This is a genomic window from Robertmurraya mesotrionivorans (genome assembly GCF_050971805.1).
Lineage (GTDB): Bacteria > Bacillota > Bacilli > Bacillales > Cytobacillaceae > Robertmurraya_A.
Window position 1 is genome coordinate 1 of the sequence record NZ_JBPCCH010000040.1, and the last position, 13,934, is coordinate 13,934.

At 35.8% G+C, this 13,934-nt stretch carries 9 protein-coding genes and 4 pseudogenes; 1 reads left to right on the plus strand and 12 read right to left on the minus strand.

Annotation, left to right across the window (positions count from 1 at the left end; translation table 11 throughout):
- Positions 1-1,230 precede the first annotated feature (1,230 nt).
- Positions 1,231-1,671, minus strand: a pseudogene (locus ACRX5O_RS24915) (ferritin family protein); the annotation flags it as partial.
- Between the two features lie 302 nt (positions 1,672-1,973).
- Here ACRX5O_RS24915 and ACRX5O_RS24920 point away from each other — a divergent pair.
- Positions 1,974-2,780, plus strand: a complete 807-nt coding sequence (locus ACRX5O_RS24920) for a cupin domain-containing protein (RefSeq protein WP_433908400.1) — start codon at positions 1,974-1,976, stop codon at positions 2,778-2,780.
- A gap of 271 nt (positions 2,781-3,051) precedes the next feature.
- On the opposite strand, the pseudogene ACRX5O_RS24925 reads toward ACRX5O_RS24920, so the two are convergent.
- The 11 genes and pseudogenes from ACRX5O_RS24925 to ACRX5O_RS24975 all read right to left on the minus strand — a co-directional run.
- A pseudogene (locus tag ACRX5O_RS24925) lies at positions 3,052-3,686 on the minus strand (FMN-binding negative transcriptional regulator).
- A 527-nt stretch (positions 3,687-4,213) separates the two neighbouring features.
- A complete protein-coding gene (locus ACRX5O_RS24930) occupies positions 4,214-5,170 on the minus strand; it encodes a carbon-nitrogen hydrolase family protein (RefSeq protein WP_433908401.1) in 957 nt (318 codons plus the stop codon).
- Positions 5,171-5,225: 55 nt separating this feature from the next.
- A complete protein-coding gene (locus ACRX5O_RS24935) occupies positions 5,226-6,038 on the minus strand; it encodes a phosphatase PAP2 family protein (RefSeq protein WP_433908402.1) in 813 nt (270 codons plus the stop codon).
- Between the two features lie 37 nt (positions 6,039-6,075).
- On the minus strand, positions 6,076-7,563 hold the full coding sequence (locus ACRX5O_RS24940) for an aminotransferase class I/II-fold pyridoxal phosphate-dependent enzyme (protein WP_433908403.1): 1,488 nt from the start codon (positions 7,561-7,563) through the stop codon (positions 6,076-6,078).
- A gap of 64 nt (positions 7,564-7,627) precedes the next feature.
- Positions 7,628-8,923: an aminotransferase class I/II-fold pyridoxal phosphate-dependent enzyme gene (locus tag ACRX5O_RS24945; RefSeq protein ID WP_433908404.1), complete on the minus strand. Its 1,296-nt coding sequence runs from the start codon at positions 8,921-8,923 to the stop codon at positions 7,628-7,630.
- Positions 8,924-8,946: 23 nt separating this feature from the next.
- A complete protein-coding gene (gene hisC / locus ACRX5O_RS24950) occupies positions 8,947-10,050 on the minus strand; it encodes a histidinol-phosphate transaminase (protein WP_433908405.1) in 1,104 nt (367 codons plus the stop codon).
- Between the two features lie 222 nt (positions 10,051-10,272).
- Positions 10,273-11,301, minus strand: coding sequence for an acyl-CoA dehydrogenase (locus ACRX5O_RS24955; RefSeq protein ID WP_433908406.1), 1,029 nt, complete (start codon positions 11,299-11,301; stop codon positions 10,273-10,275).
- A gap of 31 nt (positions 11,302-11,332) precedes the next feature.
- Complete coding sequence (locus ACRX5O_RS24960) at positions 11,333-11,524, minus strand: hypothetical protein (protein ID WP_433908407.1); 192 nt, start codon at positions 11,522-11,524, stop codon at positions 11,333-11,335.
- An 84-nt stretch (positions 11,525-11,608) separates the two neighbouring features.
- Positions 11,609-12,031, minus strand: coding sequence for a YfmQ family protein (locus ACRX5O_RS24965; protein WP_433908408.1), 423 nt, complete (start codon positions 12,029-12,031; stop codon positions 11,609-11,611).
- A gap of 204 nt (positions 12,032-12,235) precedes the next feature.
- Positions 12,236-13,398: pseudogene (locus tag ACRX5O_RS24970) on the minus strand (aminotransferase).
- Positions 13,395-13,880 (minus strand): annotated as a pseudogene (locus ACRX5O_RS24975) (uroporphyrinogen-III synthase); the annotation flags it as partial. The pseudogenes ACRX5O_RS24970 and ACRX5O_RS24975, both read right to left, overlap by 4 nt.
- Positions 13,881-13,934: the final 54 nt, after the last annotated feature.

Consider the following 13,934-nt stretch of genomic DNA (forward strand, 5'->3'; position numbering starts at 1 on the left):
TCTGCATAAGCCTCAATAATTCTATTTCTTGTTTTCAGCTCTCTTCTAAAGGTCCAATTGTTCGGTAAATAAGGGTTTAAAATATTAAAACAATCTAGGTCTACTCCATCTTTTAAATGGTTCTTAATGCTAATAACCATTACGTTCTCGATATTTTCAAATTTAGGTTTCTGAGGGGAAATATTGTTTTTTTGCAAAGTTTTTTACTACTTGTTTAAAAAAATCTATATCCCCAATGTTTTTCTCCAAAAATCACCCCTTATTATTAACTTTTCTACTTATATCTATCTTGATCCAAATATAACATTCTTCTACTAGTCGAGTAGAAGAGAACCTCTCTACCTTACGGTAGATTGCGTTCTCCCCCCTCCCAGAACCGTGCTTGCGCAATTAACGCACACGGCTCCTCCTAGTTACCATTCACAGATATAGCTAATCTTTCAGGTTCAGATATTGCTAAATCTACTATCCTTATTAGTCTTGTTTCCATTATTATTCCTACCTCTGTGTGTAGTTAATGTGTCCCTAGTAAGGGTGATAACTGGTAGCTAGCCTTTCCTCCATCGGCATTACCCATCTTCATTGGTACTACGCTGCTATCCGACTCCCTATATCGGCATTTGGTTTCCTTACTTTGTATCGCTTGTACACCATACTCTTCTAACAAGAAAAGACCGATAGGGTCTCCCGAGTTGCCGTATCATATCAATGTGTAACGTGCCAAGGTCTCTAACTCCAGAGAGGTTTAATCCGTCTAGCCTTTAGCGAAGGATTAAATGTAGCTTTCTGCTGCAGGTAAAGCATCAGCCCTCTCGGTTTACTAAAGTTTATGGAGCTCAATCCCTTCAACCATTTGGCTTTCGGCCCCGCTACCTAACGTCTACGCTTAAAGACTAAAGTTACCTTCAGTCCTCCAAGACTCGCTACGAGCGAATGGCTAGTTCTTACTCGGCGGGAATCCCACCCGCTATATGATACGACCTAGGCTCGGCCGCACACCTGCTCCGTTAGTCAAATAAGAAAAAGGGCATTACGGTTGTCCCAGTAATGCACCCGCTAGTTTAAGTACAATCGTTACAATCCAGGCCTCTAATGGTCGTGGCCATATAGTGGAAAAAGGAATGTGTAATCAATTTACTTCATTAAAATAATTATTGATAACCCTCAAAGGAAGCTTATCCACTTCATATGAATTTCATCGAAAAATTTCCTTTAGGCTCACAAAGGGGACTATTTTTTCCAAACATAATTTCGGGCTAGGCCTCTTTCGAATGCATCCAAATGGTTCAATGATGCATTTCTTAACTGTGTAAATACTGTTCTTACATCCGTTGGAAGATTTAAAGAAAGAAATTTATTATACATACTTATATTCTCTATCTCACCTTGTACTCCAAAAGCAAAGGCGTTTTTTATTGTTTCTGGGGTAGTAACAAACATCCTTGAAATATCTTCTGGAATAGGTACTTGATATCGTTCAAAAAGAGGAAGTAACGCACTAATATGCCTTAATTCAGCTTCTTGGATTCGGGCAAATGTACGATTATAACCAAAGTTAAAAAGAATATTATTATACCTAGCCTGAGCAAGAAATTCGTCTTGTAAAGCATAAGTTAGCATCTGAGGTAAGGTTAATGTTGAGGCATTCAAAGCCCCTTTGGCTCCATAGTCGTTAGTATTTTGTCTTTCCAATGATTGTTGCAAATTATGATAAGGGGGTTGATTATGGGAGTGAAAATTTTCCGCATACATTGATTGTATTTTCACCTCTTAAATTATTTTCCTGCTGCTGAGCAGTTGTTGTGGCTCATCGTGCTCCTAATTCCAAGTTATTCTCTTAATAGAGTATATAAATGGAATTGAAATGTACCTTGGATACTCGAAGAGGTTATTTCACATTAATAAGTACGTTCCTCATCTACCGTACATAAGATAATTTAGTAATAATAAATAATATGAAGGGATTGAGGAAAATGTACTATGTGCCCTATACGTATCAATATCCTTATTATGCAAGTGTACCAACGCATACTTACGGAAATCCTACTGGTTATTGGGCTCTTCCAAATGAATTGGCATTTAGTTCTTATCGGTCTTTTTATGGTGATAGCAGAAACGTATTAAAAGATTATGGAGCAAACCCATTTGTTATAAACATCAATGTGGCCACCAAACAAAACAACACGTATCGTACTGCACTTTGGACAGGAAATCATTTGCAAGTCACATTAATGAGTCTCAATGTTGGTGAAGATATCGGATTGGAAATGCACCCTGATGTGGATCAATTCTTACGTGTTGAACAAGGTCAGGGGATTGTACAAATGGGCAAAAGTAAAGATAATTTAAGTTTCCAATGGAGAATCTTCGATGACTCTGCTATTATGATACCGGCTGGAATGTGGCACAATATCACAAATACAGGAAATGTTCCGTTGAAACTATACTCAATATATGCCCCACCAAACCATCCATTTGGTACTGTTCATAAGACTAAGGCAGATGCAATGGCTATGGAAGAAGGTTTGGGTAATGGAAATGGGAAAACAGTAATTTTTGGAAAGACTCCAGATGAATGGGTAAGACATACCGAGTTTTTGGTAAAAGAAGGCTTGGAGGACGTTAAAAGAGGAATTAATATGACACACATTCTTCAAGAGTTTATTCTAATGGGAGTTCTTGTAGGGAAGGGATATTCTCCTGAAAAAGCATATGAAACAGTAGAAGAATGGGAACGTACAGGAGAATCCAAACTTCTTCAGGAAAGCAAAAATATGTAGAGTAACCGTAATTAAACAATCAGATGCTTTTGTTGAAAAAAGGCTATATTATTTCCTGCCTGCATTAAAAACTCGCTGATGAGTTTTTTTTTTTTGTTAATATGCGAAATTTTAATTGTCAATTCGTGTGTCAATTTAGCTTTAAATTTTAAAAATGCACCTCAAATGGAACCCTTTATGGCAAATACATCACTTTTCCTTGTTCAACTAACCTCCCTCGTTACTTGAAGAAGAAAAAAGCATTACCGTTGTTCCAGTATGCACCCATTGTTTAAGATATCGAATCACTATTATTATATATTTGTAGGTTTTTCTTCATAAGAGATGCTACTTGTATATTATCTTGATTGGAACTGTTTTCTAACTGTTTAATAATTAGCTCTTGGCGTTCCACAGGATGATTTTGACTTAATTTAGCTTTTGCTTCAATTTTCGTGATTTTTATTTTGAACCCTACAATCCCCTTACTCATTCCCTCGATAAAACTAGGTTCAACATCATTTAAATTGTATGGACTATCGGTGCTTTCATATTTATTTACCAAGTCATCTAATGATTCGAATATTACTTTTCTATCTTCGAGAATCTCCAGAATTCCATATATGTGGATAGATACATAATTCCAAGTAGGTACTGCTTTAGTTGTTTCATACCAAGAAGGTGAAATATAACAGTGGGGACCTTGGAAAACCGCAAGGACTTGTTGGTTTTCAACATCTTTCCATTGTTCGTTTGGACGTGCTAAATGACCATATAAAGTATTTTCAGATTTATTTAACATCAGTGGAAGATGTGTAGCGTAGGGTTCTCCTTTATGCTGAGAAATAAGGTTGCAAATCCATAGTTTTTGATAAAATCATAAATTACTTCTTCATCATCAATTTTAAAGTGTTTAGGTAAGTACATATGATTCCTCCTCGTTTTAAGTTAATTACATTTTTTTATGTATTTTAATACGAACTACCCCTAGTGTACAGGGTCACTTTAATGATACTTTTTGGGGTCAGTAATCTTTTTGCGCTTGTTTAAATAGTCGAGTAGAAGGAAACCTCTCTACCTTACGATAGATTGTATTCCTCCCTCTCACAGAACCGTGCTTGCGCAATTAACGCACACAGCTCCTCCTAGTCATCATTTACAGAATGTAGCTAATCTCTTTTCTAAGTTCCTAGATTGTTCATTTGGTTTCCGTCCTAAATAACGCCTGTTCTTGGGCTGTTACATTGGTTACCAAAGAAGATTAATTTTAAGCCGACGTAGATAGCAATACTTGGACATCAATTGGTCTCGTTTCCAGTCCGTCTTACAGAAAAGAAAGACAGGAGTATTACGTCCCGTTCCACCAGCTTCCCCAAAGGTTATGAAAGACAATTGGACAAGGTTCCTCTCCACTTATACATAGAGAAAGAAGTGGATTAATCCACTTCTTCAAATCAATTCTTACTTTTATATTCAATTATATTCTGTTTTACTTTGTTTACTTGTAAGGTAAAAACATCAGGTTTTGAGTAGTGTCCAACGGGGTCAAAGTCAAAGTGACTATAAGTGATTTCTCTCAAATCTAGATCCGCAATGAGGATTTCTTCTTTCCCCCAAACAGGCTCTAAAACATATTCTCCTAAAGGATTTACGATTGTACTGCCACCCCTACTCATAACTTCTGGCGCTGTACTAAGATCATCGTAGCATAGTAAATCGGTTGGATACATATTCTTTGTTACATACTGATTAGCAGACAAGACAAAACACCTTCCTTCCATGGCGATGTGGCGGATCGTAGACTGCCATGTTTCTCTTGAATCTGCAGTTGGTGCTATATATATTTGCACTCCTTGTGCATACATAGCTGCTCTAGCTAAAGGCATATAATTTTCCCAACAAATAAGTGCTCCAATTTTACCATAAGGGGTTTCAAAAACAGGTAATGTACTTCCATCTCCTTCTCCCCAAACAATTCTTTCAGCTGCAGTTGGCTTTAGTTTGCGGTGTTTCCCTAGTAAAGTACCATCTGGACCGAAGAATAATACGGTGCAATAGAGAGTTCCCCCAGAATATTCACCATCTCGTTCGATCACTCCAATAACAAGGTAAATCCCAGCTTCTTTAACCGCTTTACCTATTTTATTTGTATCCTCACTTGGTACAACTATAGAGCTATCCCAATAACGATACCAGTCTTTTCTTCCATGTTCACTCCGACTTCCTATAACCGTTCCAAAAGTTAACCCTCTAGGGTAAGCAGATATAAACGCTTCCGGGAATACAACTATTTTAGCTCCCTTTTCAGCAGCCATCTTTATTAGGTGGACTGTCTTTTCAATGGTTGCTTCTTTATCCATAATAACGGAAGCAGCCTGGATAACAGCTACTCTAGTTGTACTATTTGTCATTACAAACCCTCCTATTGATAACCTTAAACTTATAAAATATTATGATGATTGGTTCTTAATGCCCCGATCCCATTTGAATGGATTTGCTATCATAAGGGTGTATAGAGGGATCATTCTCTAAAGATTTTATAACATCATTTGCTACGTTAGTTCCTAATTGTTTATCCACTTTGTTATCACTTTCAAAATGTACCCCTGCAAGTTTTCTAGATAGATCAGATTCTCTAACTAATGCTAGGAATGTAGGCTCATCCTCAGGAAACATGAAAGTTAGAATGGTATATGCTGCCCAACCGGTTGTTGAATGAGCTGAAGGATAAGAAGGATGAGCAGGTACTGAAAAATTATCAATTAATTGTAACGTGGGTTCTAGATCTGTTGGTCTAGGGCGAAGAAATCTATACTTTTCATGAAAAGCTGCTACAGAAGATGTATAAATGGTACCACTTAAAATATAATGGACTCTTGCCGCTTCCGGTGGTGCAAGATTATATTTACCTAACATCTCTTCGGCTACAGCAAACCATCTAGTATTTGGACCATTAATTTCCCCTGCCCATCTATTAATAATCTCAATATCCTCTTCCGTACGATTGGCGGCTAAATATTTTAGCTCCTCTAAGTCCTTTTTTGTCACATCAGAATCATTTTCAGGAGGTGGATCTAATCTGTACGTAGACCCATCCGGGAAACTGATTGGCTCCCACTCTCCAGCTGTAGGAGCGGCAGGATTTTCATGTTTCCACCCCAATCCTACCGTCTCTTTTTCTACTTCTTCTGTTTTTACATCACTTTTGGAAACATCTGAACTACACCCTGCTATTGTTAAGCTTATTAAACTTATAATTAGTAAAAGAGTACGTTTCATCATATCCCCCTTCTTTATTAATCCACAAAATCTATGATTATATAATTGCCTTGTGTTCTTTAATTACCCGGATATTATTAATCTCTACATCTTCAGCACCTTGAACAGGTAGACCAGCATTAATATTTTCCTTGGTATAAAACACGTTATCTTCAGTCACGATTTCACCTGGGATAAAAATAGGGATTCCTGGTGGATATACCATTACAAATTCTGATATAATTCTTCCAATAGCTTTTTCAAATGGAACTACCTCAGTTTCAGCATAAAATGCATCTCTTGGAGAAAGAGCGAGTGGTGGGATTTCAGGAAGTATTACAGAGCTATCCACTTTTTTTCCACTCTTATCTTCAAACTCTACTGAAAGTGTTTTTAAGGCTTTAACTAAAGTTAATAAATCCTCTTCGGAGTCCCCAGGAGTTACTATACAAAGGATGTTATACAGGTCAGAAAGCTCCACCTCAATATTAAAGCGATTTCGAAGCCATTTCTCCACCTCATAACCAGTAACACCCAATTCCTTAACTGATATTAATAGTTTATTTGGATCAAAGGATACCGCTGCACTAGACTCGAGCACTTCCTTCCCCATGCATCTTAAGTGTTTAATATTATTAATCTCACTGCGAACTGCATTAGCCTTCCTAATGGTATCTTCCAATAGTGCTTGTCCTTCTGTAGCCATGGATTTTCTAGCAACATCTAATGAAGCTAGTAGTAGGTAAGATGTTGACGTTGTTGTCAGCATACTTAACACAGACTGAACCCTTGCAGCTGAAATAAGGTTGCCTTGTAAATTTAAAATAGAACTTTGAGTTAATGAGCCTCCAAGTTTATGAACACTAGTTGCAGCTAGGTCAGCACCAGCCTGCATGGCAGATAATGGGAGTTCTGAATGAAAATGAATATGCGCTCCATGCGCCTCATCGACTAGTACAGGTATATTTTTAGAGTGAGCAATATCAACGATTTTTTTCAAATCACCTGAAACACCAAAATAAGTTGGATTAATAACTAGTACAGCTTTTGTATCAGGATTTAGAGTAAGTGCCCGTTCAATGGAATCAGGAGTAATCCCATGAGATATTCCATAATTAGGATCAATCTCCGGATGAATAAAAACAGGTATTGCCCCAGAAAATACAATTGCACTCATAATTGATTTATGAACGTTTCTTGGAACAAGAATTTTGTCACCAGGTCCACATACTGACATAATCATAGCCATAATGGCACCACTTGTTCCCTGTACTGAGAAAAAGGTATATTCAGCTCCAAATGCTTCTGCAGCCAATTTTTGCGCATCCTTAATCAAACCTTTTGGCATATGCAAATCATCCAAAGGTCCGATATTGATTAAATCTATTGAAAGAGCATTCTCACCAATAAATTCACGAAAATCAGGATCCATCCCCATTCCCTTTTTATGACCCGGAATATGAAATTGTACCGGAGATTTTTCTGCGTGTTTTTTTAACCCTGTAAATAAGGGCGTATCAAATTGAGAAAACAATTTATTCTTCATTCCTTCCTTTTCTAGATGCTATTTTCTAATGATGTTTTGTTCCAAGGTTTTTATATAGTAATTTTTATAATTGCTTTAATAAATCGTTGATTCCTTTTTCAATTAAATTAAATAACTCCTCTAATTCCTCTTCTTCCACACAAGAAAAGGCAACCCTTAAATCAGTAGAATTTATAGCAATAGTTCCAACACCATATTGTTCGAGGAGATGCACTCTCAATTGTTCAGCATCGACGTTTAAAAGCTTTAAACACATAAAGTATCCAGAATTAAACGGATAATAGGACCATAACTTGCTGCTTCTTTTCTCAAGAATTGCTCGTACCTTAATAGCTCTATTCTTCATGATTTCATATTTTTGTTTCTTTTCCATTTCAAATTCATTCGATTGTAAGGAGCGCAGAATAATGGTTTGAGATAAATGAGAGCTACTAGAAATAGTGCCTCGAATCATTCCTAAAGTTTTTTGCTCTAATGCATGTAAAATTTCCTGACTATCCGCTGCAAAAGTTAAAAACCCTACTCTTAATCCCCAAACATAATTTTCCTTGGTGGCCCCATCCACTTTAATAGGCAATATCCTTGGGTGCAGGTTAGCAAGCCTACCAAATAAAGATTCTTTGGTTGAGTCATCATAAAATAGACCGTAATAGGCATCATCTAAGACAACAGCGATATTTATACCTGTATTTGCAGCATCAGTTAATACTGATATGATACTCTCAACTTCGTTAGGATAGGGTGTGTAACCTGTAGGGTTGTTAGGGAAGTTGAGTAAAACAATCGCTTTACCCGACACTCTTTGTTTTAATAAAACTTCTTTAAAAGAATTGATATTAAACTTTCCTTCTTCATTAAATAATTTATGTGTTTTTAGTTGTCCTCCCCTTCGGACACCAAATATAAATTGATAGTTATCCCAATGTTTATCTGGAAGAATAATAGAATCACCATCTTCAACGAACATGTCGGCTATTAGGCTTAAACCATGCGTAAGAGCATTAGTAGTAATTGGTAAACCAAAGACCTTACTTTGTAATGAAGGGTTATCCCTATATAACTTTTTCTTCCATTCCTCTCTTAATGATATTTTCCCCGCAGGTGGAGCATAGGGGTAAATATCTGAAGGATCATATCCGTTAAGAGTTTTATGGATATGAGAAAAGTGCATGGGTACTTGCTCTTCAGTAGCAATTCCAATTGTTGCATTAAAACGAAAAGCTTTTTTGCTTGCCTCCGTTCCTTGACTAATAATTCCTTTTGGATAGTAAAGGGACTTACCAAGATTAGATAGTAATTCAAATACATAAGGATTACTATTTTTAATGTCATCATTCAACTTTTGTGCCAGAGTATTCACTTTATTTCCCCTTTTCGCCCATATTAAATAGTAATTGAAATCGACTTAAGCGCTTTGATTAAAAGGTCATTTTCCTCTTTCGTGCCCACTGAAATACGTATATAATTAGGCAATCCCCATATTTCACCATAGCGTACGATGATTCCTTTAGAAAGTAGTTGCTCGAACACACTCTTTGCCCTTGAACCAAAATGGACAAGAATAAAATTACTCATACTTTCTGTATATGGGATATTTAATTCTTTAAATGCTTGATAAAGTTGCTCTCTTCCTTCTGTGTTTATCCTTTTTGTTATTTCTACATGTTCTTCATCCATAATCGCCGCAGTAGCTGCTACCTGTGCTAGACTATTGCTATTAAAAGGTTCTTTAACTCGGACAATACTCTCAATAATTTGAACAGGGGCCACTCCGAACCCTATTCTTAAACCTGCTAATCCATAGATTTTAGAAAATGTTTGTAAAACAATAATTGGATAGCCTGATTGAACATAACTAATTCCATCGGTATAGTCCTCTGTCGTTGCAAAATGGCTATAGGCACTATCAAAGACGAGCAACACCTTTTTAGGTAAAGAGGTAATTAGTAAGTTTAGATCATCCTTATTCATGTAAGTCCCAGTAGGGTTATTAGGAGAACAAATATAAACGATTTTGGTCTTTTCAGTAACTAAAGCTAAGATAGCCTCCACACTTATTTGAAAATCTTTAGTTAATGATACAGGAACAACCTTTGCCCCCATTAAGTTTGCTCCAAACTCATACTCACTAAAGGAAGGTGTTAATACAATAACTTCATCGCCTTCCTCAAGATATGTTTCTGAGATAAGGGTAATAAGTTCATCTGCCCCGTTTGTAACAATTAATTCATTGGTTGATACATTCAGCTTAGAAGCAATTGCTTTCTTTAACTTTATTGCTTGTGCATCCGGGTATCGATTAAGAGATAAGAGATTTTCTTTAATCGCTTCAATCGCCTTAGGAGAAGAACCAATTGGATTTTCATTTGAGGCAAGTTTTATTACCTTATTTAAACCAAAATCCTCCTCTACCTCCCATAACGGCTTCCCAGGAGAATATGATTTTATATTATTAATAGCTTTTCTTGTCTTTATTTCACCAACCATCAGATCACCTTTCCTTAGCTGAATATCTAAAGATTATCTAAAAAGATTTATGTTAAAAAAATGAGTGATTTCTACCTCTCTAATAATATATAAATTCTAAAATTTATAACCATCCAATTAATGAATTTATTACCCATCCAACTCTATACTATTTTGTTTTAAAAAACCCTCCCGTTTAATCAACGGGAGGAATGCACCAAATATATTCACTTGAGTTTTTTATTAGAAAATCATCCTTTCTAACTGTTGAATCGAAGGTGTCAAATTCACTAAAAAGTATAATTCCCTTAATCTTCTATAGACAGAACTATGTTCTAAATAACCCTTCCCTCCTGCGTAAACCATTTCGTAATGGGTAACCTTGGTAACAAATTTCACTACTTTTAAACGTACTTCTAATATCTCTTTAGTTATAGTTGAAAGGTTAGCACTGCTTGCAAGCTTATAAGCTTTATCGTAAAGCTCCGTAAATTCTTCCTTAAGCTCAATAATATTAATATGACCCTCGGAGTAATTCCCTTCCAAAGATTTGAGTGAAGCCCTAGAAAGTCCGAGTGCTAAAGGAATTTGGTATAGAGGAAAAATACATCGTATCTTTGGTATCAGTACTTCAGCATCCTCGGCTACAATTAAATTATCAGCTATAAAAACATCTTGAAAAGCACAGGAATATGTAGCTGTCCCGTTTAAACCCACAAAGCTTTTACTTCTATTCATTTTTAAACCAGGTGTATTAGTGGGTACCAAACAGATAATATTTTTATTTGAGTCAAGCGTAGCCATAATAACAAAACAGTGGTTTTCACCGAGATTTGAAACACTTGGCAAAGTACCTGAAATAGAATACCCCCCCTGCTTGCGAACTGCATGTACTTTCACTGGTTCTAAACCCGCGTAATACTTTAAAGCATTAGATAATCCGGTTCCAGCAATAAGTTTCCCAGTCTCTATTAACTCCCGTATACCATTTAAATGAGTAATGCTCCTACCTTCTCTAATGGTTGTAATAGAAGCAAAATGACACCACAATGTAAATGCAGAAGTTAAACAGTGTTTAGCAGTCTCTTCAATGATTTTCATGATTTTTATATGTCTTTCTTTTTCTGAACATAAATGTAGAGAAAGGATATCAGCCTGAAGGACAGCTTTGATAAATTTCTCAGGATAGACCCCGTCCTTATCAATTTGTGTAACTAAGGGGATTAGGTCTTTCTGTAAAATCTTTTCAAATAAACTCTTATTATGCGACATTAATTTCCCCTCCTTAAGGAGTCACTTATACTTACTGCCAGTGACTTGTCTTTGATATCTCATAGATTGCTAAGATAATATTAAACATAAAAATAGCTATCGTAATCGGTATGACTAGTAGCCAGTTTCTACCGTACTTTCCTTTAATTACGCCAACTGAATAACCAGAAAAGAATAAGACCGTCATAGCTGCTATTAGCATGAGTAATAAAATAAGTTTCATAAGTAAGCTCCTCCATAATTAATACTTACAAAAAAGACAGTCTAATTGAGACTGCCTTTTGCTGTTATGCAATTACCTTTCGATTTAAAAATATAAACTTTGAAGTTTATCTGACGATAGATTATATGAAACAATTTTCTTTTTGGTTTGTTTTACTACATCTATCGAATTTCCTTCATTATAAAGGTATAGCTTCACATCAGATTTACCTATTTTAGTATCAACGGTAACTGGTGTTCCGTCTTTTTCTGGTGGTAAATACAAATGTTCTGTTCCAGGATAAATATAATATTTTTCCATGAAGATTGCTTCGTTAAAACAATCAACAAACAATTGTTTTTCATTACCATTCAATTCTCTTCCGTTAATATTAATTGGATAATTATTACTTAATTTTGAATGAATTTCAAATTTCCTCATGATCCACTCTACAGTTCCGAGCGGCAAAACAGTCGGTAATACTTTTACTAAACTTAATATGATTAGAATAAATATCGTCCAAAACAAGCTAACCATCTCCACATTTCTAAAAACTAATTATTAAACCTTTTTTCAATGATGCTTAAAAGACTTGAAAAAGCTATTAATTCATTTATTTTTTTATTAAGTTTGATTCTTTGTTCTCCTCTATAATAAAAAAAATAGAGAAAAAGGGACCATCCAATACAGAAGTATTTTAACCATCCATTTTACTTTTATCTATTTTATGTTTTATGTCAAAGTATCTACAAATTGTCTCATTCTTTTTATCGCTTCATTCAGTTTTTCCATGGAAGTGGCATAGGAACAGCGCACATGCCCTTCCCCACAATCTCCGAAGGCATTTCCTGGTACCACAGCAATCTTATGATGTATCAATAGTTTTTCTGCAAACTGTTCTGACGTTAAACCAGTACGGCGAATAGATGGAAATACATAGAAAGCACCTTCTGGTAAATGACAATATAATCCCATTTCATTTAGTTGCTTAACTAGAAAATTACGTCTTTGACGATAAGAATTCCTCATCTCAACTATATATTTTTGTCCGTTTTTCAATGCTTCAATTGCTCCATGCTGAGTAATAGAAGGAGCACTTAATATTGTGTGTTGACTGATCTTCAAAATCGACTGAGTAAAATATTCTGGAGCACATATAAAACCTAATCTCCAACCAGTCATTGCAAAAGCTTTTGAAAAGCCAGATACAAGAATGGTCCGTTCCCTCATTCCCTTAATAGAGGCTATCGAGCAAAAGGTACCTTCCTCATATGTTAATTCAGCATAGATTTCATCTGAAATCACTATTAAATCATTTTCTATGATTAAATCTGCAATTTCTATTAACTCCTCTTTTTTAGCAAACTTCCTGTGGGATTATTCGGAAAACATAAAATAATTGCCTTTGTTCTTGGGGAAATCGACTTTTTTATTTGTTCTGGTTTTGGTTTAAAATCATTATCAAAAGAAGTGATAATTGGGACAGGTTTCCCTCCAGCCATTGATACCAAAGCCCCATAAGCAACATAGCTTGGCTCTAATATCAAAACTTCGTCACCTGGATTTAAAATAGCCCTCAATGAACAGTCTAAAGCTTGACTTCCTCCCACTGTTACAAGTATTTCAGTACTAGGAGAGTAGGAAACTTGAAATCTATTTTCCATATAGTTAGATATTTCTTTACGCAGTTCTATTTGTGCTTCTATTTCTGTATAGGAAGTATAACCTCGGTGTATAGTTTGAATGGAACCATCACAGATAGACCACGGTGTGATAAAATCCGGCTCTCCAACTCCCAATGAAATTACTTCCTCCAAACTATTAGCCAAGTCAAAGAAACGACGAATACCAGAAGGTTTTAATTGTTGTACCTTAGACGAGAGATATGACTTCATAAATACATACCTTCATTAAATGAATTAACACGGTAGTAGCGGGACAGCTCCATAATCATAGCTCCCATTCTCTCATGTTCAGGGACAATTATATTCTTAACCCCTTCTTCTATTAAAGCTTCCGCAGTGACTTTTCCAACAGCAACTGCAAGTGTATTCCCCTTAAATGAAGTTAAAAGACCTTCCACACAATTCTCCTCTCTTGCGTAGTCAAAAAGTGAACGGACTTGTATAGCAGTAGTAAAACAAACAGCGTCCATCTTTTTTCCCACCAACTCTACACATAGTGTTGAAACTGTTTCCGTTTCCGGGGGAACATGCTGGTATGGGAGAATTAAAGAAACAGTGGCACCTTTCTCTTCAAGAAATTTAATTAACGCTGGTGCTTTTTCACCATGGAGCTGAACCGTTACTCTTTGTCCCTTAAAGTCAAAGTTCTCTAAAGATTTTATTAAACTCTGAACTGCACCCCAATTGTTAGACAAAAATACTAACAATTGGAGGTGTAGTTTTTATTATGAAAAAAAGCTCATTAG